The following is a 21279-nucleotide window of genomic DNA, read 5'->3' as shown; positions in this document are numbered from 1 at the left end:
CCACGGTGGCCCTCGACAGCAACATCGTCGCGCTGCGCGTCGAGGTAGCCTGCGGCCCAGTGCCGGTCAACCCGTCCGCACATTAGGGTAAGCGTCGAGTTGAATCAGGTGTGATCAGTCTTTCTTGTACAGAACAGTTTTCGGAGGCGAAAATGAGCTCGACCATCCAAGGGCTACCCGAGGGCAGCATCGTGCCGGATGCTGAAGCGCAGCGCCGGCTGGACACCGGCGAATGGTCGGTCACCTCGTTGAGTACGTTTCTCGACGATGCGGTAATCAAGTACCCCCAGCGGGTGGCGGCGGTAAGTGTTGACCACCATGGTCGGGCGGTACGGGAAATGACGTTCGCGGAGCTGGACGAGATGAGCCGCAGGGTCGCGGCGGGGCTACAGGCGCGGGGAGTGCGTCCCCGTGACGTGGTGACGGTGATGATGACGAACTCGGCAGAGTTTCTCGGGATCGTCTACGGCATCCTGCGGGCGGGTGCGACGTACTCGGGAATTCCGATCACGTATGGGACCCACGAAGTCGAATTCATGACCAAGACAACCGGCACAAAGATGCTGATCGTGTCCCGCTTCCACGGCGGTCGCGACGTGGTGTCCACGGCGATACCCGCCAGGGTGCGCGACGACGAGGGACTGGAGGTCGTGATCGTCGGCGAGCCAGTGGGTGGCACCGTCACGGTCGACTCGTTGATGGGCCCGGCCGACGCGTTCGAGCCGGTTCCCGTCGACCCGCTTGGGATCGCGCAGCTCGCCTTCACGTCGGGAACGACGAGCGAACCGAAGGCCGTGATGAATCTGCACGCCACGCTTGATGTGGTGGTTCGCGGCTGGGCCGCCCATGTCGGGCACGACTCACTCGGGCAACCGATGCGCAATCTCGTCATGTCGCCAGTCGGACATTCGACCGGATTCTTCTGGGGAGCCCTGCTGACGGTGTACCTCGGAGGCACGGCGGTCTTCGTGGAGAAATGGAGCCCGGAAGTCGGGGCACAGATCATCCACGGGGCTCGCATCACCTGCATGGTCGGCTCACCGACTTTCCTGATCGACTTGCTGCGGACCGCCGGCCTCACCCGAGAGGAGGCTGACACGCTCGCACTTATCGTCGTGGCCGGTGCGCCGATCCCGCGGCCGCTGATGGCCGAGGCGGAGCGAGCGCTCGGATGCGCGGTGATTCCCGCGTGGGGTATGACCGAGTTCGGTATTGCGGTCTCCGGCCGGCCGGGTCTCGGGAACATCAACCGTGAGACCGATGGTGTGCGGCTCGACAGTGCCGAGATCAGCATCCGCGATCCCGAGGGTGCCGAGGCGCCCGACGGCACCGAGGGTGCCTTGTGGCTGCGCGGTACGGGCATGTTCGTCGGGTACTACCACCGTCCTGAGGCGACGCAGGAGGCATTCGACGGCGAGGGTTGGTTCGCGACCGGCGACACCGCGGTGCGTGATTCGCAAGGGTCGGTGACCATCACCGGCCGCACCAAAGACATCATCATCCGTGGAGGCGAAAACATCCCGGTGGGCTCAGTCGAAAGCCTGATCTTCCGGCATCCCGGGGTGACCGAGGTGGCGGTCGTCGGTTATCCCGACGAGCGGCTCGGTGAACGAGCATGTGCATTCCTGCGTTGTCAGGCGGGCACGTCGTTGAACGTCGACGAACTCCGGATCTTCTTGACCGAGTCCGGCCTCGCCAAGCGGTACTGCCCCGAGCGGGTGATAGTCGTCGACGATATGCCGAAGACCATGAGCGGAAAAATCCGCAAGGTCGAGCTGCGCGAGCGACTCGCCGTCGGAGCGTCCGCACAGCCATCCGGAACCGTCAGCACGTGATTCTAGATGGCTCAATCTGCACCAGTAACCTACTCGACTTTCACTTTGATTGAAGGTGTTTGATGTCCGGGTCTCCCTCCGCTGCCGACGTGAGACGCGTGGGTCTTGCCAGCCTGATGGGCACGACGATCGAGTACTACGACTTCTTCGTGTACGGCACAGCAGCTGCGCTGGTGTTCGGTCAGGTCTTCTTTCCGACCTCGAATCCCCTGACCGGGACCCTCCTGTCGCTCGCGACATTCGGCGTGGCATTCGTGGCACGCCCGCTTGGTGGAATCATTTTCGGCCATCTCGGGGATCGTTTGGGGCGCAAGGCCGCTCTGGTGACAACCTTGTTGATGATGGGGGTCGCGACCGTCGCGATCGGGCTGGTTCCCTCCTATGGTGCTATCGGGATCGCGGCGCCGATCCTGCTCGTCGTCCTTCGGTTCGTGCAGGGCATCGCGCTGGGAGGTGAGTATGGCGGGGCGGTCTTGATGACAGTCGAGCACAGCCCGCCCGGCAAACGCGGCTTCTACAGCTCCTGGGTGCAGACCGGCGCCCAGTTCGGACTGATTATTGCCAATGTCGTGTACCTGATCGTCGGATCGGCGATGGGCGACGAGGCCTTCCTGAGTTGGGGATGGCGTATCCCGTTCTGGGTCAGCAGCCTGCTGGTGATTCTTGGGCTGATGATCCGGCTGCGGCTGGAGGAAAGTCCCGAGTTCAAGGCTCTCAAAGAGTCCAACGACATCCTTCCTGCCCCTATCGTGGTCGTCTTTCGTCATCACATGAAAGAAGTTCTGTTGATCGCCGGCGCCGCCGTCGGCAATTCCGTGACGTTCTACGCGGCGACTGTGTTCGGTCTGTCTTACGGGGCCACAAAAGGCTTCAGTCGCAACGAGATGCTGGTGATCATCATCGTGGCGGCGGCGTGGGTCATCGCGGCGAGCATCTTCGTCGGCGCCCAGAGCGACCGCTTCGGCCGAAAGCCGATTTTCATCGTGGGCAACCTGGCGATCGCCGCGACGGTCTTCGGATGGATGAAGGCTATCGACACCGGTAACCCGACTGTGGTGTTGATCGCGTATTTGGTTCTGCTGACCGGCTATTCGATGACATGGGGGACCATCGGTGTCTTCTTCGCGGAGGTGTTCCAGGGTGCAGTCCGGTACACAGGCCTGTCGCTCGGATTCACCATCGGGGTCATCGTCGGTGGCGCAGTGACGCCCCTGGTTCTCACCAAGCTCGTAGCCGACACGTCGTCGGCGATGCCAGTAGTGCTGTGGGTCGCCGGATCGACGATCATCTCAGCCCTGTGCGCCATTCCCATGAGGCAGATCGACGACGACGCGGGAGGGGTCGGTACCACGCCCAGTCGAACCGGTCGAACGGCTCCACAGCTTTGACAGCAGCACCCATCTATTGCAAACTGCCATAGTACGTCCCAAGAGGTTTCGTCGGTCCCCGTAGGGCCATCGCTGTGGTCGCTGCAAGAGAACTGTCGCCAGGAGCCTTCATCGAAGGACATGCGACGGGGGCATCATCGAGGTCATCGAGCGATTCCGCGTCAACATCTCCAACGAGTATGAGAACGCATTTCCCGGGCGCAGTCCATGGAAGCGCTCAGCTCGACGGCCGACATTGCCGACTACCGTGCTGTCGTGGGGGGCCGCCCACACGTTCGGTCGGTTCTTCACCGGTCAGGTCATCGCCGCGGGCAAGTTCCCACCGGCCAAGGTTCTGATCGCAGGACCCGGTGTCGCCGCGAGCAGCCTCGGTGCGATCGTGCGTACAACCGATCCCGAATAAGAGAGGACCGAGATGCGCACTACAGCAGACTCTTCCGTATCGTCCCGGCTTCCCATGACTTGGTTCTGGGACTGGCAGCTCCGAGCACGCTGCCGCGGGATGGACATCAATGTCTTCTTCCCCCTGGATGACGAGACGCGCGGTGACCGTCTTCGTCGAGAGCGCGTTGCCAAGCAGATATGTCTCGGCTGCCCCGTCCTACGCGAGTGCCGCAGCTACGCTGTGGCGTCGCTGGAAGGAAGCGGGATCTGGGGTGCCACTTCCGAAGTTGACCGCCGGTACCTGGCCCGCTCGTCGCCTCGGCGGACCGGCGATCCAAAAACCACCCACCCACGAGTGCCGCCACAGCATTCGGCGCCAAGAGGATTACGCAGGCTCACCGGGTGAACAGCCTCGCCGAGTAGCGTGAGTGCATATGTGGGCAGACGCGAGCCCGTCCTCGACCATAACGAAGGCTCAGACAGGTCGCACAACTTTGGACGATTGAACGTAACGCGCATCATTCACTTCGTTCGTCGGCGACGATTACCGTTCTGGCTACGCGGTTGAATCTAGTTGCTAACGAATCGCGTGCTGGCCAATTCGCGAGACCTCCGCGTGGGAGCGCCCTCGGGAGAGGAGGCGAATACCACTGATCGATGGGTCGTTTCAGGGTCTGCTGATCGTTGTCGCCTCTTCGTCGCGATGGATTAATATTCGCCAGCTTGACGAGTATGGTTAATGACTTACAATTATCTAAGTGGGTCCACCATGCCAACGGTAAACGTGACGCATAATATTCCCGTTGATCAGCCCCGCCCGGAGCTTTACAGCTCGGAACTCCACGGCTGGTGGGTAGTTCGTTGCTTTTGCAGAGGTGACTGCACCACTCAGTTCGATCGATAGGAGCGCGATGCCCGAAGGCAACCAGAGAAAGTACCTGGAGCAACAAGGACTCGGTGCATGTTCCACGTCGCCGCCCCTCTCCAGCGCCGGTACACGTATGGCCGACATCCCAGTAGCTCTACGTAAGCACGGGAGGGATTGGCGTTATCGTCGACGCGCAGAACTGCGAAGGGCACTCTTGGGACTTCCCCACCCAAGCGCTGATCCACAGGATTTCATTGGATTCGCCCACTCCTGGCTGCCGTATGGCGGCGCGCCGGACGAGGACATCTTTGAGAAGTTCGGGATGACACGTACACGCTTTATCGAACGACTCTGGCACACAATTCGGGAGTCTCATGCCGATCCACGTCTCTCTGCGAGGTTGGCCGCCGTTTACCGTCCACCTGGCACAGGTTGGAGAAAGCCAGTAACGACTGGCACAGGTTGAGAAGCCAGTAACGAACGACCCGAATGACTTTCTGAGAAACTGAATAGCACGACACGAAACGTGTTACAACGTTGATGATTAAGAAAAAGCCTTGTACGCGACGCGTGACCTAGATACTTCGAGAGCAACGGATCGCGCGCAGACTGCCCGGTCGGCTCCTGCGTAAGCCCGAACAGACGATCTGGTTACGTGACTCAGCGGTTACCGTAGCTCATGTGCGTTGCCTCGTAGCGGTTCTGCCGTTGCTTCGTGGCGGTCCCCGTGGACATCGGTGTGTTGCGCGAGGGTATCCAGTCCGCGACCTCGTCGGCGGACAGGTACCACGGCGGTGAGCCGGCGTTCTCCTCGATGCGGGAGGTGCAATGGGGTTCCGGGAGATTGGGACGATCCAGGTATGCTGTGCGAGCAACCGGCCAGGGGCAGCCTGCCCGGGGTGACGTCCTTGCACCGAGTCCGTTGACGTGCTCGACGAGGGTTGCGTTCGCGGTCGGATTCTTCTCGGTGAGCCGTGGGACCCTGTTGCGCACATCCCGTCGGTAAACGTCGTTGTGGAGCGCACGGTGCCGGCGAGGAATCCATTGCCGAGCAGACTGAACGGGACCAGTCCGATTTCAGCCCGGTCCGGGTTGGCAGATTCTCCCCGTGTCCACAGCAAGTACTCGCTGCAGGACGGCGATCCGCTGATGTCACGGAAGATTCCTCGGAAAGCCCGAAGTGCCGCACCTTGCCCTCATGGATCAACTCCCCTACGGTCCCCACGACGTCCTCGACAGGCAGGCACATCTGAGTCGACGCGGTGCTGGTAGAACAGGTGCTTCGGTGACGCCTCGGGGATGCGACGTATCCGCTCTGGTCGGCTCGAGACGGAACCGTGTTGCCTTCGATGCGCCAACCACTTCGTGGCAATTACGACCTGGTCACGAAGCGGTTCAACTACCTCATTGACGTTGGGCTGCGGGTCGACGCGACCACATCTAATCCTGCGGTAGGCCGATCGCCAGGGGATCACGTTGGCGAGCACGGTCTCTACGATTCCCCGGCGACAGGGCAGCATCACGGGCCCCGGTAGTCCCGCACCGTGCGCAGCCGACGGCCGACCGTGGTGATTCGCGGCACCGCACCACCCCGTAGCAGGTCGTCGCGACCCGAGGGAGTTCTCGTCGAGCGCCCTTCCTGTAGTGGTGGTTCACAGGGGGTCCATCGAAGGCAATCTAGAAGCTCCCGGCCACCGGACGCGCTGGGTGGTTCGATGCATAGGGAGCCAGACCAAGCCGGACTGGCGATAGGTCGCCTGATGACAACATGCGCGAGCTCATGCCCCCTACGGGGACCGCTTTTGTACGGCCTGCATCCTGTCGGAGCAGGTCAGTGCACGGGAGCGTTTGTCGCACACCTGCCCCACTCGGGTTCTGGGAATTTCAGTCTCCGGATCGACTCGCGACGTTCCATTTGTCTCGCCCCAGCGCATCCATCGACTACAATCTACAATACTGTCATATCTTTTACGTAGTCTGCGTGGGATGTAGGGGAGCCAGATGTTTACACCACAGCAAAAGAGATTCCCGCCGAGGTGATCGCGCACCCCTTGGAGGACGCCTGCATCTGCGAGACTGTAGGACAATTGCCGACCGCCGAACGGTCGCGCGTCCAACCACAACTGGAGACCCGATGGCATCTACCGCAAACAAATCCTTCAAGGCGACGCAGGTCACCCGGCCGCGAGATCAGGTGGAGGCACAGCTCCGGGAAGCGATCTTAGACGGTCGTTTCGCGCAGGGCGACAAGCTTCCGCCCGAGACCGAGCTCGCTCAGCTGTTCGGTGTGAGTCGACCCACCGTTCGCGAGGCCCTCGGCGCCCTCGTCAGCTCTGGGCTGATTCGCAAGATCCCTGGCGTCGCTGGCGGCAGTTTCGTCAACACCGTGACGCCCGACTCTCTGAGCCAGATGCTCAGCGAGTCAATGGACACTATTTTGCGAATTGGCGCGCTAGACGTCGACGAGATCACCGAAGTCCGTCGTGTTCTCGAGATCCCCGCCGCGCAGTGGGCGGCGCGCAACCGCAGCGATGAGGATATCGCCACGATGCAGTCAGTCATTGACCAGCAGAAGAAGATCACCATCGACGACCCGAACATTCCGGAATACGACCTGCGTTTCCACACCTCCATCGGTTTCGCCTCCGGCAATCGCCTGCTGGCCGCATTCATCGCCGCGGTGCACAACGCCACCCATCCAGCGCAGTTCCTCGAGGTCACCCGCGATGTTGCACAAAAGACAGTTCGGCAGCACATCGCCATTGCCAAGGCCATCGAGTCAGGCGACGCGGACAAAGCTGGGGAGGAGATGCGCAAGCATCTTGACTTCGTTCTTCGCTACTCACTACCTTGCTGATTCTCGAGAACTGCGTGAAAGTCTTCCGAAGTTAGTTGTTGTCCGACAAGTAAGTTGCAGTTTGCTCATCCGCCGCCAAATGACCCGTCGCCCGGTGGTAGGGCAGCGAGGGGACCGCAGCCGCGGTCCCCTCGCTGCGACCGTTGACTGGCCACTATCCGGGTGCCAGTAAGCGACGTCGGCTACCGATCGGGCTCTCCGATTCGGTGCAACCGGCCTGGAAGCGCCGCTGATGACTCACTTGAACGATGACAGTGTGGACGTGGTCGATATCCCTGCGAAGCTGGCCGCGCGGGGGGCGGCTGCTCTCCAGCAGTCACGGCCAAGAGAAGTCCGGTCGACGCTTCGAGTTCCGTTTAGCAGAACCGGACCTTCGACATGCATGTCCATGCCCGACGAGCCCTCGAAGCGGATACGTTTACCACCGACCATATTGTTGATCAGCACACTGAATTTCGGCTCCGGACTGCCATCAGCGCGAGCAGCAGCTCTCGGCCCTAGGGAGGCGAAGGATGACCCGATCAATTCCTCGGTTCAGGTTCGCCCAGAACAGACTGGCGCCGGCGCGGTCCAGCGGCCACCGGTCGGCATCGCTGCCGCGAACTCCGTGCAACGGGCCTCCACTCCACGCCGTCGCTCATCGGCGGGTCTATGGTCGGTAGTCGTTCCAGTCGATCTATACCCCCGGCTCGAGTTCCCGCCTCTGCCTCCCTCTCACCCGGCAGCCGTCTCGCGCGCCGCGGTAAGTCGGGTGTCCCGGGCCACGAGCATGCTTTGTACCTGGTTAGTCCCGTCATAGATCTCTGCGATCTTCGCATCGCGCAGCCGACGTTCCGCGCCGACCGAGACTCGGTCACCGTCGGGACCGAGCAGTTCGACACAGCTCGCCGCAACCCTGGTACCCAGGGTGGTGCAGTGCATCTTCAGCAGTGAGACCTCGGCGACCGGTTCGTCTACGCTCTGGTCGACCTGATCGGACACCGACATCAGCATGGCGCGGGCGGCGGTGATCTCGCCGCGGAGACGCGCAAGGTCGAACTGCAGATCCTGCGCTTCGGCGACCTTGGACGACAGCAAATCACGCTCCATTGCCCAGGCAACGACGGAGTCGAAGGCGCCCTGTGCGAAGCCGACGCCCTGCGCGGCGGCACTGATGCGCGAACGGGTCACCGAACGCAGTAGCAACGCATAGCCTTCGCCCTCAGCGCCCATCCGGGCGGCCACCGGAATCCGGCAATCTTGGAAGGACAACGCAACGGTGGAAGCGCCCTTCTGCCCCAGCTTCTTCATCGGCGTCCCGGCTTCGAATCCCGCAAGTCCCGCGGTTTCCAGCAGGAATGCGGTCACTCCGCCCTTTCCTCGCGAGGGGTCCACCGTCGCGAAGAGGACTATGACGTCCGCTCGATCGCCGTTGGAGATAAAGGTCTTCTCGCCGTTGACGACGTACTCATCGCCCTCGCGACGGGCCACGGTGCGCATCGCCCCGACATCCGAGCCGGCTCCAGGCTCGGTGAGCGCGATCGAGCCGACAGCCGACCCGTCGCAGAGCCGGGGAACCCAGGTCTGGATCTGTTCCGGGGAGCCCTGTAGCTGGATCGGGTGGGCGCAGTGCATCTGCGTCATGTACACGGTAGAGGTGGAACCGCAGGCCGCGGCGATACGAGACAGCGCCTCGGCATAGGTTGCCGTGCTGGTTTCTGCACCGCCCAGGGACTTCGGGGCCAGCATGACGCCGAGCCCGGATTCCGCGAGATCGGCGAGCCCGGCTGTCGGGAATTCGGCGGCGGCGTCGACCGCGGCCGCCTGCGGTTCGATCGTGCGCTCGATCACTCGGTCAACGGCGTCGACCACATCTGGATCGACTGACGCCCACTGTGATTTCATGATTCCTCCCGCTCGAAGATCGGCGCCCGACGCTCGGCGAAGGAGATGATCCCCTCCTGGCCGTCACGCGAGGCGATGGAGATCGCCGCCAGCGCGGCCTCGTGATCCAGTGCGGACGCGGCGAATGCCGGACGCGCGGCATCGAGGATGTTGGCGGTGCCGCGGCGGCTCCCGGTGGCAATTAGTTCGGCCAGACGGCGTGCTTCCGTCGCGGCTTCGGCGGGTGCCAGTGGCGGCACCGACAGCAGGCCGATCTGCCAGGCCCGATCGGCGTCGATCCGCTCGCCTCCCAGCATGAGTAGCAGCGCGGCGGGCTTGCCCACCGACATCGCAAGCCGTTGCGTACCACCGAATCCTGGAATGCAGCCGATACGCGCCTCGGGCAGTCCGAACCGGCTACGACTCGATGCCACCACCAGGTGGCAGGCGAGCATCAGCTCGAAACCGCCGCCGAGCGCGTAGCCGTCGACTTCGGCGATGACGGGGACGACAGAGTCGGCGATCGCCGACATGGTCCGCTGTCCGGCATGGATGAAGGCCTGTGCGTCTTCGATCGGAAGGGCGCGGATCTCATCGAGGTCCGCGCCGGCGCTGAAGGCGCGTTCTCCTTTACCGCGGATCACGATGCAGCCCACCGACGTGTCGTGGCGTGTTCCCTCGACCGTGTCTCGGATCTCGCGCAGCACCTGCGCGTTGAGTGCGTTGAGCTGTTCGGGGCGGCTGATCTCGATGGTCAGCACTCGCCCGTCGTGCGAGGTCTCGATCACGGAACCCACAATGTCTCCCTTCCTACCAGTTCGGAGATGGTCTTCTCATCGAGCCCGATCTCGGTGAGGATCTCGCGGCCGTGTTCGCCGCGCATGGGTGCCGGAATCCGGGCTTGCCGGTCTTCGGGATCGGACGCCAGTCGCCATGGCGCGCCCACGCCGCGGAACACTCCCGCCACCGGGTGCTGGTAGTCGACGATCGCCTTGCGTGCCTCGACTTGTGGGTCGGTAACCACTTCTGACAGGAAGTTGATCCGGCTACAGGGCACCCCGACGTCTTGCAGCAGCTTGAGCGCCTCATTGGAGGACAGTGCGTTCAGGCGTTCCTGGAAGGCTCCGACGACCTCTTCGCGGTTGGCCCGGCGATCGGCATTGGTCGCCAAGTCCTCGCGCTGTGCCAGTTCGTCGAGTCCCAGCGCGGCGCAGGACCGCTGCCAGTGCCGATCGTTGCCGATCGCGACGACGATGGGCCGGTCCGCGGTACGCATCGGCTGGTAGATCGCCACCACCGAATCGGTGCCACCGCAGGGCTTGGGTTCTTCGTCGCCGGCCAGGAAGCTGGCAATGCGCGGCGACATGAATGCCAAGTCGGCCTCCAGGAGAGCGACGTCCACGATCTCGCCTTGGCCGGTCTGCTGCTGACGCACCAGTGCCGCAGCCACCGCGAAGGCTGCAACGGTGCCCGCGGCCACATCTGAGAGCGCGGTGCTGACCCGCTGTGGGACTCCGTCGACGCCGGTCACGCTCATCATCCCGGACCGTGCCTGGGCAATCAGGTCGTAGCCGGGCAGCCCGGCATCCGGACCGGTGAGCCCGAAGCCGGAGAACGCGCAGATCACCAGCTGTGGGAAACGTTCGCGCAGGCCGTCGAGACCGAGTCCGTGCTTGTCCAGTTTCACCGGGTTCAGGTTCTCGATGAAGACGTCGGCGGACTCGAGCAGCTGGAATAGGACCTTGCGGCCCTCCTCCCCGCGGATGTCGAGGCACATGCTGCGCTTATTGCGGTTCACCGAAAGGAACCAGGCTGCCTCACCGTTGAGAAAGGGCGGCCCCCAGCCCCGGGCATCATCGCCCCCCAGAGGTTCGATTTTGATGACGTCGGCACCCATGTCGGCAAGGTACATCGAGGTCGTCGGTGCGGCGTAGGAGGAGGAGATGTCGACGATTCGCACGCCGTGCAATGGCCCGCTGCCTGTACTCATGCTCGTCTCCTTCGCGTCTGCTGATCTGGTTTCGTGTGACGTCATTGGTGCCGTCCCGTCCGCGGACCCAAGCCGCGTTCGGCGACCCGTGCGACGTGCAAGCGTCTGCCGCCGGTGCGCGCCTGGATGCCGATTGCGTCACGCATCAGCCCGGTGAGCGGGTACTCGTCGATGTAGCCGTAGCCGCCGTGCGCCTGAATGGCGTCAATGCACACCGACGTCGCCGCACGTCCGGCGGTGGCGGCGAGGTTGTAGATCGAGGTGCGGTCCTCCAGTGCCCGATCCAGGGCAGTCTCGACTCCAGCCACCGTGAGATCCATGTCGGCGACGAGCGCGCGCAGCCCGGCGAAGGACCCGATTGGCACTCCGAATTGATGCCGTTCGAGCACATAGGATTGGGTCTCTGAGACTGCTCTTCGGGCTACGCCCGCGAGAGCGGCGCCGGTGAGCAGGTCCCACAGGAAAGCGGCCTCGGCTGCGGAGCCTTCGAGGGCGGCGGCACCGTCGGGAATCGTCACCGAGACGAGGTCCGCCCGCTGCAGCCCCGTGCGGGCCTCGTGGTCCACCGACGGTGCCAGATCCGCCCAGGGCACCACGTGCAGGGAGGACGTGGTGCTATCCAACACCACCACCGCGTCCGGTCCCAGGGCGCCGGCCAGCACCGGACGCGATCCCGGAACGGCGAGGGCGAAGGTCGGTTCGGTGGCGGCCTCGGCATCGATGGCACGATCGGCCACGTACCGGCTCGCCAGCACGAACGCCAGCGAGGGATCGGTCTGGGCGACGGTCCGGACGGTGTACGCCAGCCACTGGAGGGCGTCGGGTTCGTCCGCTGTGTCCCGCGCGAGGTCCAGGAGGCCGGTCTCGCTCAGCGAGTTCCGCATGGCAGACAGCGCACTCTCGCCGTCAGCTGCCGAGGCGACGACCTTCGAGACGACCGCGAGAAAGTCTGTGAGCTCTGTGCTGACTGAAGTCACCGGTGGAACCTCGCACGGTCGGGTTCGCGCCGCTGCTCGAAGGACTGCGACATCTCGTCCGCTTCCTGGGTGCTGCGGTAGGCCGTGAGCAGCAGGTCGTGCGCGATGCGCGCCTGCCCGACGACGCCTGAGTGACGACCGGAGAAGGCGGTTTTCAGCGCGCTGAGGGCGAACGGGCCTCGCTGCCGGAGAGTTTGGGCGATCTCGTGGGCATGTGCCACCGGGTCGTCGGCGATGTCGTTAACTAGTCCCATGTCGAGCGCCTGCTCGGCAGTGTATTTGCGGTTGAGGTACCACATCTCCTTGGCCCGTCGCCGGCCGATCGTTTCCTCCAGGTACCAGGTGCCATAACCGGCATCGAAGCTGCCGACCATCGGGCCGACCTGCCGGAATATTGCGTGCGGTGCGGCAACGGTCAGGTCGCAGACCACCTGCAACACGTTGCCCCCGCCGACCGCGTAGCCGTTAACCGCTGCGATGACGGGCTTCGGCATGGTGTCGATGAACTCGTACAGGTCGATCACCGGCATCACGCTGGAGTAGTCCAGCGAGGCAAGCTCCTCGTGTTCGCCGCCGATGCAGAAGAACTTGTCTCCCGCGCCGGTCAGCACGGCGACGTCGATGCTCTTCGTCTCACGCACCATGCGGAAGGCGTCGAGAAGCTCCCTCGCGGTCACGAAGCGGAGCTTGTTGGCGTTTTCCGGGCGGTTTATCGCGATGGTCGCCACCCCTGCATCCACAGTGACGACGATGTCCTCAAATGTCATAGCACTACCACTTCCGCAACGTCGGTCTGACCGTGGCCAGCCCTTCCTAGTTGGTAACTTGTTGACAGCAAGTTATATTATCTTACAGATAGTTGCAAGGGTCCCCACCCTTTTCAGCGAGCCACGAACCGAGGAGACGCGATATGACCACAGCTTCTACCCCGATCTGCGTAATCGGAGCGGGCACCATGGGACGTGGGATCGCACAGGTGGCACTGGCCGCGGGCCATCCGGTGAGCCTGGTCGATCCGCAGCAGGCCCAGCTGGAGGCCGCCGCCACCGAGCTCGCGGCACGCCTCGCCAAACGCCATCCGGAGGTCGCAGCCAACCTGGATGCACAGCTAGGCACATATGCCGCCATCGATCAGGCCCCCAACCACCCGGACACCGTTGTGATCGAAGCCGTCCTCGAGTCGCTGGAAGTAAAGGCGTCGGTATTCGCCGCAGCCGCCAAACACTTTGGCGACCGGTGCATCCTGGCCACCAACACCTCCTCGCTGTCGGTAACCGAGATCGCCGCCCGCTCGCCGCTACCGGATCGCGTGGTCGGATTGCACTTCTTCAATCCGGTTCCGGTGATGAAACTGGTCGAAGTAGTCACCGGCCTGCAGACCGATCCGCAGGTCACGGATCGCATCGACGAACTAGCCGTGACCTGGGGCAAACAGGTGGCGCGCGTCAAGAACGCCCCCGGCTTCATCGTCAACCGGGTCGCACGTGGCTTCTACGGTGAGGCGCTGCGGGTCCTGCAGGAACAGGCCGCCTCGCCCGCCACGCTGGACGCCGCCCTGCGGGGCGCCGGGCAGTTCCGGATGGGTCCGTTCGAACTGATGGACCTGATCGGCAACGACGTCAACGCCGCAGTCACCCGATCGGTGTGGACCGCGTTCAACTTCGACCCACGCTTCGAACCCTCCCGGATCCAGGACGAACTGGTATCCGCAGGCCGCTACGGACGCAAGCGCGGCCACGGCTTCTACTCGTACGCCGAGGACGCGGCCCCTCCGTCTCCGGCTCTCGTCCGCCCCGGCGACCTTCCCGGCACCGTCGGCTTGCGCGGACAGTGTGGTCAGCTGAAGGCGATCATCAGCCGCGCGGACATCGCCGCCGAGCCGCTCGACGGTGACGGCACCGAGCTCGTACTCGACGAGGCGATCGTCATGGTCACCCGCGGACTGACCGCCCACGCCGAGTCCGCAGCGCGGGGAGGGGCGCCGGTGGTGGTGATCGATCGATGGATCTCGGCGGAGAACGCCACCGGGCTCGCGGTGGCCGCGTCGCATCCCGAGGCACTGTCGACGGTCGCGGCGTTACTGGACCGCGCGGGCATTCACGCGTACCCGGTCGACGACGTCCCGGGTCTCATTGCGGCCCGGACCCTCGCGGTGATCGCCAACGAGGCCTGGGAGACGACCCTGCATGGGGTCGCGACCGCCGATGACATCGATGTTGCGATGCGGTTGGGCACCAACTACCCGGCCGGCCCATTCGAGTGGACCGCGGCCTGGGGCACGGGCGCAGTCGTGGGGATCCTCGACCGGCTGTGGGAGACGTACCACGACACTCGCTACCGTACGAGCCGAGCCCTCCGGGACGCCGCCGTCGTCTGACGCGGCAGACGCACAGAGCACCCTCGTCAGAAGGAAGGGAGGTGCTTCCACCTGGAAGCACCTCCCTTCTTTCCGGCTCACCGCGGTGGGGTATCCGAGTGCCGCCTGAGCCAATCGACCACCCCCGGCATGGTCTTCTTCCGCGCGGCTGACCCCATCAGGGCGCCCGCGTGGCCACCGGGGATACGCAGGATCTCCACGTCATCGGACCCAACCAGCTCGGCGAGTGGTTCCGAGTTCGCGGGCGGCACGAACTCGTCCTTCTCCGCGATGATCATCAACAGCGGAATGGTGATCGAATGCAGGTCCACGGGCCGGCCCGCCAACTCCGCTCCCCCGTTGACCAATCGATTTTCTCGGACGTAATCCTCCACCATCTCTACAAAAGATGGTGCGGCCATCGATCGATGGTCCCACGCCCAGTGATTGATGGCGCGGTGCGCGTCGGCGTAGCCGTCCCGCCACAGGTTCTCCCACAACGTGACGTACTGGACGATGTCCGAGGTCGGCTGCAACAGCGGAACATGCCCCGGACGGCATCCTCCGGGACGAGGCCCGTCATCTCGTCCACCGGGTCTCCAGCCGGCCGTCCTTGAAGCCGGTGAGAAACCCGGGGGCATGGTCGTAGTCGCAGGGCGGAGCGAACAGAACCGCGTTCCGTACCGGCACGTTGCTCCGGCTGCCGAGCAGCAGAGTCAGCATGAGCGAGCCCATGCAGTAGGCCCCCACCGACACCTCGTCGGCGCCGGCGATCCTGCGCACCGCATCGACAGCAGGCACGAAGTAGCCGTCCATATACGTTCCGAGGTCGTGCTCCCCTTCAGCCGCCTCCGGCCGTCCCCAATCGAACAGGAACACGTCGAAGCCCTCCGCGACCAGTTTCTCCGCCCATGAGTTTCCCGGAAACAGGTCGAAGATCGCCGAGTCACCAACCAACCCCAGGAACATCAGTACCGGTGGCCCATGCCGCACGTCGTCATTGCGGTAGCGCCACAGCTTCGCCTTCCCGAACGGCCACACTTCGTCCTTCGGCGTATTACTCACCTGAGGGGGCGGGCGCCGCGCGATCAGCTCGATGCCCCGCCGGGCACGCAACTGCGTGCGCTCGACCTCACGAACCAGTCCGCGTGCGATATCCACCACCGGGCCGATCGGACTCATTCTGAATCCGTCGACTCTCGCTCGGTGACGGCCTGTTCACGACGCATGGCCAGCAGTTCACGTTGCACCTTGATGAGATCCCTGCGCAGAACGCGCACCTCGGCATGGGACGGGATCCCGACCAGGTGCAGACCGAAGCCCACCACCGCCTCGACGGGGGCAATCACCGCCTTCTTCACGCGTCCCACCTTGAGGGAGAACACTTGGAAGTCCGCGGAGCTGGTCGCGTTCTCCAGCGGGGCGCCGATCCGACGCTCGACACCGTCGAATGCCTTCCGCCACAGAGGCGACTCAGCGGCCATGCCCGCCACGCTCCTTCTCGAGCGGGTACCGCCAACGGACCAACGCGTTGGTGTACTGGTACGGATATGCGCTCCACGGTGCGGACCGCACCATCCCGGCCATCTGTTCGGGAGTCACGACCTGCGCCCCCGTCCACGCGGAACTCTCATCGTGGTGGTCTGCACCGAAGAACTCGGCGATGGCGTTGCCGGCTCCTGAGGCATCGTCATGGAGCATGTAGTGTCCCCAGCCCTCGAAGATGCGCAGCCGCGCGTTCGGCAGGTAGCCCGCCAGAATCGCACCGTTCGCCATCGGGATGATCCGATCACCGGATCCACTCAGGACCAGCGTCGGGTGGGCGACGGTAGGCAGCCATGGAAGGCTGTTGAACCTCGACATCGCCATCATTTGCAGCGTGTACCCGCGCATTGTCGGCGCCGCGCCGTGGTGCCAATCGGCCATCAGCTCCTTGAGTGCGATGCTGTTCTTCTCCTTCGGGGCGAGGTTCACCAGCTTCATCGTCGCCCGGTACGCGACCTTGGAGTGGTGCCGCGCGGGGGTCATCACAGCCATCAGCGCCAACATCGACCCCGGTACCGCTCCGGCTCCGCACGTCGCGCTGACCAGCGCCAAGCGTCGCACCCGCTCCGGCGCCTGGCGGGCGAGCTGTTGCGCGACCGCGCCGCCGAGTGAATAGCCGAGCACGTCCGCGGATTCGTGACCGAGCGCGTCGAGCACCTCGAGCGCGACATCGGCGATGTACGACAGGCTCTCAACTGTTGCCTCGATATCTAATACTACCCAGTATGTTCTGGCACTATCTACGACGCGAATCGGTGAGGCTGCGGAATACTTGGGCCCTTCGGTAGTTAGGACGCGCAAGGCGGCATCGGAGGGCCGGTTGCCGTCTCGGCGCACCGGTTCGGGTCACCGAATCTTTGACCGCGCGGACCTCGACGCCTATCTGGTCAGGCCTGCATCGGAGTGTGCGGGAGCGACGCCGGAGAGGGTGGCGGCACTGTATCTGCCGGGTGTCGGGCTCGACCGGGCAAGAGGCTTCGCTGGCCCATCAGGAAAAGATGTTGCGGGAGAGCGCTCCTGGTGAGATATATCGGGTCTGCATGGGATCGCGGTTCGGGACTCGAGGGAGCGGCGGGGTGGGCGCGGCCGGATGCTCGACGACGCGGCCGAGGCGGGGTTCACGGTGGTGCGGGTGGTGTGGCGGGATCGATTGGCCCCCGGTTCGCCGGTGGCGCGGATCGACCGGTACTTGTCGGAGGTCGGCGTTACAGTCGGGTTCTGCGAGACAAGGGCGAGCTATCGCCGGTGGAGGAGTTGATGGATGACGTCATCGTGTTGCTGGCATCGTTGTCCGCCCGGTTGTAATCAGCTGCGGTCGATACAGATTCAACACCGACTCCTTCAACACCGGCTTCGGGGCGATGCCGCCGCACGGTGGCGGAAGGGGTAACCGGTGAGCATCTCGGCAGATCAGGGTCTTCTTCAAATGCGAAAGTGCTCGCCGATCGTGAATTGCGCCCCGGCATGACCGGGCCGGGATCGACTGCGCCGCGGCAATTCGCGGTCACCACCCGCGCATACATGGCAGTCGACGACGCGACCGGCGAGCCGATCGGACTCGACGACGTCGACACCCGGGTGGGGTGGCTGCTGGACCTGATCGCCGCGGCCGGTGCCGAGTTGGTGTCGCGGCTGTGGCAGCCGGCGACGTTCGATGTGCTCGCCGCCGGCCTGGACCGCCAGGACCGCAGGCTCCCCGCACAGGGTCACGTCGCCGCGGCCCGCCTCGGCTGGACTCCGCTCTACCCGGACGGGGTCTATGTTCCGTCGCGGGTCACCCGGGTGGTGACCGCGCAGGTGATGGCGACCCTGCGGACCCTGTCCTACCGGGACACCGCGATCGCGGCGCTGTCGGCCCGATTCGATCCGGCCACCGGGGTTGTGGCGCCGCCGACCGAACCGGGCGACTCTGTGCCGGCGGGTTTCGTTCGGGGTGTTCGGCGCCAGCTGATTGCCCGCGCCCGTCGGGACGGCGGGGTACCGGCCGGCCGGTTGCGGATCACCGAGGTGCAGGGTCCGCCGCAGACGAGCGCGATGGCCCGGCTGTCGGCGGCCGATCGGCAGCTCGCGCAGATCACCTCGACGGAGCGTGAGCTGGTGTTGACGGTGAAGCTGCCCACCAGCCCGACTCCGGCGGGGCGGGCGCAGTGGCGCAGGGTCCGGCTGACCGCGGCCATCCCCGAGCATCTGGACGGTCGCCCTGTCACCGATTGGCATCTGCCGTCCCTGGTCCTCGACCGCCGAGGCCTGTTGTGGCGGTGCGCGGCGACCGAGTTGGCGCCCGCTGCGGATCTGACGGCCGGGAGGGTCGCGGTCGGGGTGGATTGGTCCCCGACCAGTCTGGGTGCCGCCGCCACCGCAGCGCAGGGCGCTGAAGGGTTGTCCTCGGATTACCGGGGTTGGACCTACGACGACCGCGGGCTCGGGATCAAACTGGCACGCCTGCAGGCCGAGGGGCAGCTGCTGCATGCCAAGGCCGCGCGGTTGACACGGCTGGCCGCCGCCGCCCCACCCGAGGTCCGCGCACAGTTGGAGGCGAAGATCGCCGTCCTCGACGCTCACCGCACCGCGGTGGGCGTCAAAAGAGGCAAGATCAACCGGGAACTGGCCTTCCACTTCTCCCGCCAGGTCACCGAGTACGCCACCGCGGCGGGCGCGCAGGTGATCGCGGTGGAAGATCTCACCACCCTCGAGACCCGCGGCCATGGGCGGGTGAACAACAATCGGGCCGCGCAGTCCGCCCGCCGCCAGGCCGTCGCCGCCCTCGCCCACACCGCCGCCGGTGCCGGTATCACGGTGGTCTCGGTGCCGGCCCGAGGTTCCTCCGCACTGTGTCCGGGCTGCGACGAACCGCTCTCCCGCCCCGGCGGCTACCACGACGCGTGGTGTCCCCGCTGCCGGGTCGGTGGTAACCGAGACCATATGGCCGGGGTGAACCTGGCCAAACGCGCACTGCTCGGCAGAAACAAAGCCACCAGACGGCGTGGGCAGATGCCCGCGGTCCGGGTCGCCGAACACGCGCCGGTGCGCCGGTGCCGGGACAAGAACGGTCCAACCCCGAGTAGGCCGCGGCATCGCCGGGTCCGCCGCAGCCTGCCCACCGTGCCACAGCGGATGGGGGTGAATCCGAAACATCATGTTCCTGCACCACAAGCGTCGGTGTGGGACACGGTCAAATCCAGACCACCACGAGGTGGTGCGGGTAGCCGTGACACACGTACATTTCAGGCGTCCGCCATACTAGTGGCAGATAGTATGAGATCTACGTAGACGCTGTACGGCAGATAGGGCGCCTGCGAGCGTCCCACACCCGGCGCATCGAAGGTGATCACCTGGAAGTCCTCGAGGTGTGGCAACAGCGGCCCCCACATCGCGACGTTCGCCCCCAATCCGTTGATCAGTAGCAACGGCGGTCCCTCGCCGTGGACGCGGACCTGCCGCCCGGAGATATCCAGGTACTGCTCGTTCACGGTCATCGTCCCCCACTCATCCGGCCACCTCGTCCATGCCCCACAACCGATTCCGCGCCTGATTCACATCCACCCGATGGGTGAGCAGCATCAAGTCCCGGTTCTCACCGTCGCTGTCCCGAACGAAATCGACGAGCAGCGCCTCCGGCTCGAACCCGATGTCCTGGAACATGGCGACCAACGCATCCTGTGCCGCGATCACCTCGACGTACACGTGGCTGCAGCCGAGCTTGACCGCCTCCAGCAGCGCCGCACGGGCCAGCGCCCGCCCCGACACCGCGGCCCCGATACGCCGCACCCACCACGACGCGGATCTCGGCGACGTGCGACGACCAACCCTCCCCCGCGAAAGCACCCGCCAATCCGGCGATCTCACCGGCACCGTCGAGCGCGGCCAGCCGCACTGCCGCCGTCTCCCGTTGGTAGTCAGCGAAAACCTTCACGGGATCAGACAGGTCCTCCTTGAGGAAACGTCGTCCCTCACCCGCCAAGGCCATCGCAAACCGCGTGAACGCGTCGAGGTCCCCCGGTTGCAGCGGCCGCACGACCGCTTCGGCCCGATCGTCAAGCTCTGACGGTCTCATGTTTCGTCACACCATTTCCCGGGTCGTCAAATATCACTCTATTCACAGCTTGTCTCGCATGACTCAGCGGCCGCCAAACGAAACAGTCCCGCCATCCGACTCGGACGGGTGGGATTGCAACTCCTCAGCGCCATACCGAATTCGGCGCTCATCGCGCACCGAAGTCAGTCCTCTTCGGAGCCGAGCACTTCCTGCGCGACGGCCATCGCGGCCATGGCCTTCGGCCAACCCGCGTAGAACGCGAGGTGGGTGATCACCTCGACCAGCTCGATGCGTGTCGCCCCGTTGTCCCGCGCCCGCACCAGGTGATAGCGGAGCTGCTCCACGTTGCCGCCCGTCACCAGGCATGCAACGGTGATCATGCTGCGCTCCTTCGCGCTGATCACCGCGCGCTCCCACACTTGGCCGAATAGGACGTCGTCGGTGAAACCGATCAGCCCCGGGGCGAACCGCCCCAGCGGATGCCGATCACCGCTGGGGCGCTGGTCTTTCTCCGACATCTGCACTCCTCATCCAACTGTTCGCGACACTCGCCGCAGGTCTCACAATCGTTGCGGGCCGACCACTGCGGGAATCACCCGCGCAGCAACGCCCGGTTCATCAATCGTTTCGGTGCGCTGGCATCATCGTCGTGACCACCGTCGTCGGGCGGTCACTCCGGTTCTGCCACGCATGGCGTGTACCGCGCTGAACCATCGTGTCACCGGCGCGCAGTACCGTCTCCCCTTCTTCCATGACCGCCCAGATCTCGCCGTCGATCACGGTCATCACGTCGATGGTCTCGGTGGTGTGCATTCCCGGCACGGCGCCGCCCTCCGCATTTCCGGGGCCGTAAATGTCCGCCATCGCCGCCGCGTACGCTGCAGCGGCCTCGGCCGAGATCGAGCTATCGGGCGGAAAGACCGTCGTCCGCACCACGACACCGGTGGCGGGTGGGGCCAACACCACTTCGTTTTCCAGCGTCGACTCGGAGTTCACCGAAATCGGCAACTCGTCCTCACGCCACAACTCCATCACCAGGGTCCCAGTCGGCCGACGTGTCCAGGGACTCGCCGGCCCGTCGGACGAAACAACCGACCTTCCCTCGTCATTCACGCCGGTCACCACAACCCGGGCCAACGCCGGCTCACCGCTACTCGTCATGCTGATACTCCTTCCATTC

Annotated in this window: 21 protein-coding genes and 2 pseudogenes; 8 read left to right on the top strand and 15 right to left on the bottom strand. The window is 64.7% G+C overall.

Going from position 1 to position 21279, the window contains the following annotated elements:
• The first annotated feature begins 152 nt into the window (after positions 1-152).
• The 4 genes and pseudogenes from QM841_RS34365 (at position 153) to QM841_RS34350 (ending at position 4013) form a co-directional block, all read left to right on the top strand.
• Positions 153-1835 carry an AMP-binding protein gene (locus tag QM841_RS34365; RefSeq protein WP_283335362.1) on the top strand — a complete coding sequence of 561 codons (1683 nt, stop codon included), beginning with the start codon at positions 153-155 and terminating at the stop codon, positions 1833-1835.
• A gap of 98 nt (positions 1836-1933) precedes the next feature.
• Complete coding sequence (locus QM841_RS34360) at positions 1934-3223, top strand: MFS transporter (RefSeq protein ID WP_283335360.1); 1290 nt, start codon at positions 1934-1936, stop codon at positions 3221-3223.
• Positions 3224-3409: 186 nt separating this feature from the next.
• Positions 3410-3620 (top strand): annotated as a pseudogene (locus QM841_RS34355) (Re/Si-specific NAD(P)(+) transhydrogenase subunit alpha); the annotation flags it as partial.
• A gap of 18 nt (positions 3621-3638) precedes the next feature.
• A complete protein-coding gene (locus tag QM841_RS34350) occupies positions 3639-4013 on the top strand; it encodes a WhiB family transcriptional regulator (protein WP_349307442.1) in 375 nt (124 codons plus the stop codon).
• A gap of 1122 nt (positions 4014-5135) precedes the next feature.
• On the opposite strand, the gene QM841_RS34345 is transcribed toward QM841_RS34350, so the two are convergent.
• Positions 5136-5468, bottom strand: a complete 333-nt coding sequence (locus QM841_RS34345) for an aldo-keto reductase family protein (protein WP_283335359.1) — start codon at positions 5466-5468, stop codon at positions 5136-5138.
• A gap of 1141 nt (positions 5469-6609) precedes the next feature.
• Here QM841_RS34345 and QM841_RS34340 point away from each other — a divergent pair.
• The gene (locus tag QM841_RS34340) at positions 6610-7332 is read left to right on the top strand and encodes a FadR/GntR family transcriptional regulator (RefSeq protein ID WP_283335358.1); all 723 of its coding nucleotides are present in this window, start codon (positions 6610-6612) and stop codon (positions 7330-7332) included.
• A gap of 714 nt (positions 7333-8046) precedes the next feature.
• On the opposite strand, the gene QM841_RS34335 is transcribed toward QM841_RS34340, so the two are convergent.
• The 5 genes from QM841_RS34335 to QM841_RS34315 are packed head-to-tail and all read right to left on the bottom strand — an operon-like array spanning position 8047 to position 12929.
• Positions 8047-9216 (bottom strand): acyl-CoA dehydrogenase family protein, encoded by a 1170-nt coding sequence (locus QM841_RS34335; protein WP_283335357.1) that lies wholly within the window; start codon positions 9214-9216, stop codon positions 8047-8049.
• Positions 9213-9983: an enoyl-CoA hydratase/isomerase family protein gene (locus tag QM841_RS34330; RefSeq protein ID WP_283335356.1), complete on the bottom strand. Its 771-nt coding sequence runs from the start codon at positions 9981-9983 to the stop codon at positions 9213-9215. Before QM841_RS34330 ends, QM841_RS34335 begins: the two co-directional genes overlap by 4 nt.
• Positions 9980-11185: a CaiB/BaiF CoA transferase family protein gene (locus tag QM841_RS34325; RefSeq protein WP_283335355.1), complete on the bottom strand. Its 1206-nt coding sequence runs from the start codon at positions 11183-11185 to the stop codon at positions 9980-9982. Before QM841_RS34325 ends, QM841_RS34330 begins: the two co-directional genes overlap by 4 nt.
• A 41-nt stretch (positions 11186-11226) precedes the next feature.
• Positions 11227-12162 carry an acyl-CoA dehydrogenase family protein gene (locus QM841_RS34320; RefSeq protein ID WP_283335354.1) on the bottom strand — a complete coding sequence of 312 codons (936 nt, stop codon included), beginning with the start codon at positions 12160-12162 and terminating at the stop codon, positions 11227-11229.
• On the bottom strand, positions 12159-12929 hold the full coding sequence (locus QM841_RS34315) for an enoyl-CoA hydratase-related protein (protein WP_005242237.1): 771 nt from the start codon (positions 12927-12929) through the stop codon (positions 12159-12161). The genes QM841_RS34320 and QM841_RS34315 overlap by 4 nt, the downstream gene beginning before the upstream one ends.
• 143 nt (positions 12930-13072) lie before the next feature.
• Between QM841_RS34315 and QM841_RS34310 the strand changes: the two genes are divergently transcribed.
• A complete protein-coding gene (locus QM841_RS34310; RefSeq protein WP_283335353.1) occupies positions 13073-14539 on the top strand; it encodes a 3-hydroxyacyl-CoA dehydrogenase in 1467 nt (488 codons plus the stop codon).
• A 77-nt stretch (positions 14540-14616) separates the two neighbouring features.
• Here QM841_RS34310 and QM841_RS34305 read toward each other — a convergent pair whose 3' ends face one another.
• Genes QM841_RS34305 through QM841_RS34290 form a run of 4 tightly spaced genes read right to left on the bottom strand, consistent with a single transcriptional unit; the run spans position 14617 to position 16720 of the window.
• Positions 14617-15054, bottom strand: a complete 438-nt coding sequence (locus QM841_RS34305; protein WP_283335352.1) for a polyhydroxyalkanoate synthase family protein — start codon at positions 15052-15054, stop codon at positions 14617-14619.
• Between the two features lie 43 nt (positions 15055-15097).
• A complete protein-coding gene (locus QM841_RS34300; RefSeq protein WP_283335351.1) occupies positions 15098-15700 on the bottom strand; it encodes an alpha/beta fold hydrolase in 603 nt (200 codons plus the stop codon).
• A complete protein-coding gene (locus QM841_RS34295) occupies positions 15697-16002 on the bottom strand; it encodes a hypothetical protein (protein ID WP_182624936.1) in 306 nt (101 codons plus the stop codon). The genes QM841_RS34300 and QM841_RS34295 overlap by 4 nt, the downstream gene beginning before the upstream one ends.
• Positions 15992-16720 (bottom strand): alpha/beta fold hydrolase, encoded by a 729-nt coding sequence (locus QM841_RS34290; protein ID WP_283335349.1) that lies wholly within the window; start codon positions 16718-16720, stop codon positions 15992-15994. The genes QM841_RS34295 and QM841_RS34290 overlap by 11 nt, the downstream gene beginning before the upstream one ends.
• 19 nt (positions 16721-16739) lie before the next feature.
• Between QM841_RS34290 and QM841_RS34285 the strand changes: the two genes are divergently transcribed.
• Together QM841_RS34285 and QM841_RS34280 are read left to right on the top strand one after the other, a co-directional pair.
• Positions 16740-17087, top strand: coding sequence for an excisionase family DNA-binding protein (locus tag QM841_RS34285; RefSeq protein ID WP_283335347.1), 348 nt, complete (start codon positions 16740-16742; stop codon positions 17085-17087).
• A 440-nt stretch (positions 17088-17527) separates the two neighbouring features.
• Positions 17528-19333, top strand: a complete 1806-nt coding sequence (locus QM841_RS34280) for a zinc ribbon domain-containing protein (RefSeq protein ID WP_283335422.1) — start codon at positions 17528-17530, stop codon at positions 19331-19333.
• Here the strand turns inward: QM841_RS34280 and QM841_RS34275 are convergent.
• The 5 genes and pseudogenes from QM841_RS34275 to QM841_RS34260 form a co-directional block, all read right to left on the bottom strand.
• Entirely contained in the window at positions 19288-19539 is a 252-nt protein-coding gene (locus QM841_RS34275) for an alpha/beta fold hydrolase (protein ID WP_283335345.1), read from the bottom strand. The genes QM841_RS34280 and QM841_RS34275 overlap by 46 nt on opposite strands.
• A gap of 10 nt (positions 19540-19549) precedes the next feature.
• Positions 19550-19831, bottom strand: coding sequence for a hypothetical protein (locus QM841_RS34270; RefSeq protein WP_283335344.1), 282 nt, complete (start codon positions 19829-19831; stop codon positions 19550-19552).
• Between the two features lie 28 nt (positions 19832-19859).
• A pseudogene (locus tag QM841_RS43570) lies at positions 19860-20030 on the bottom strand (hypothetical protein); the annotation flags it as partial.
• A 251-nt stretch (positions 20031-20281) separates the two neighbouring features.
• Entirely contained in the window at positions 20282-20617 is a 336-nt protein-coding gene (locus QM841_RS34265; protein WP_061700483.1) for a carboxymuconolactone decarboxylase family protein, read from the bottom strand.
• Positions 20618-20717: 100 nt separating this feature from the next.
• Entirely contained in the window at positions 20718-21260 is a 543-nt protein-coding gene (locus QM841_RS34260; protein WP_061700484.1) for a cupin domain-containing protein, read from the bottom strand.
• Positions 21261-21279 lie beyond the last annotated feature (19 nt).

It is taken from the genome of Rhodococcus sp. IEGM 1307 (assembly GCF_030056915.1).
Classification (GTDB): Bacteria; Actinomycetota; Actinomycetes; order Mycobacteriales; family Mycobacteriaceae; genus Rhodococcus_F; species Rhodococcus_F opacus_D.
This window is presented reverse-complemented; position numbering and strand designations above follow the sequence as displayed.

Bases quoted from the DNA above. Each gene is read 5' to 3' on its own strand.
- QM841_RS34265 (WP_061700483.1), bottom strand. From the start codon at position 20,617: ATGTCGGAGAAAGACCAGCGCCCCAGCGGTGATCGGCATCCGCTGGGG.
- QM841_RS34350 (WP_349307442.1), top strand. From the start codon at position 3,639: ATGCGCACTACAGCAGACTCTTCCGTATCGTCCCGGCTTCCCATGACT.
- QM841_RS34335 (WP_283335357.1), bottom strand. From the start codon at position 9,216: ATGAAATCACAGTGGGCGTCAGTCGATCCAGATGTGGTCGACGCCGTT.
- QM841_RS34300 (WP_283335351.1), bottom strand. From the start codon at position 15,700: ATGAGTCCGATCGGCCCGGTGGTGGATATCGCACGCGGACTGGTTCGT.
- QM841_RS34340 (WP_283335358.1), top strand. From the start codon at position 6,610: ATGGCATCTACCGCAAACAAATCCTTCAAGGCGACGCAGGTCACCCGG.
- QM841_RS34310 (WP_283335353.1), top strand. From the start codon at position 13,073: ATGACCACAGCTTCTACCCCGATCTGCGTAATCGGAGCGGGCACCATG.
- QM841_RS34365 (WP_283335362.1), top strand. From the start codon at position 153: ATGAGCTCGACCATCCAAGGGCTACCCGAGGGCAGCATCGTGCCGGAT.
- QM841_RS34285 (WP_283335347.1), top strand. From the start codon at position 16,740: ATGTACGACAGGCTCTCAACTGTTGCCTCGATATCTAATACTACCCAG.
- QM841_RS34280 (WP_283335422.1), top strand. From the start codon at position 17,528: ATGACCGGGCCGGGATCGACTGCGCCGCGGCAATTCGCGGTCACCACC.
- QM841_RS34315 (WP_005242237.1), bottom strand. From the start codon at position 12,929: ATGACATTTGAGGACATCGTCGTCACTGTGGATGCAGGGGTGGCGACC.
- QM841_RS34275 (WP_283335345.1), bottom strand. From the start codon at position 19,539: ATGACCGTGAACGAGCAGTACCTGGATATCTCCGGGCGGCAGGTCCGC.
- QM841_RS34260 (WP_061700484.1), bottom strand. From the start codon at position 21,260: ATGACGAGTAGCGGTGAGCCGGCGTTGGCCCGGGTTGTGGTGACCGGC.
- QM841_RS34325 (WP_283335355.1), bottom strand. From the start codon at position 11,185: ATGAGTACAGGCAGCGGGCCATTGCACGGCGTGCGAATCGTCGACATC.
- QM841_RS34295 (WP_182624936.1), bottom strand. From the start codon at position 16,002: ATGGCCGCTGAGTCGCCTCTGTGGCGGAAGGCATTCGACGGTGTCGAG.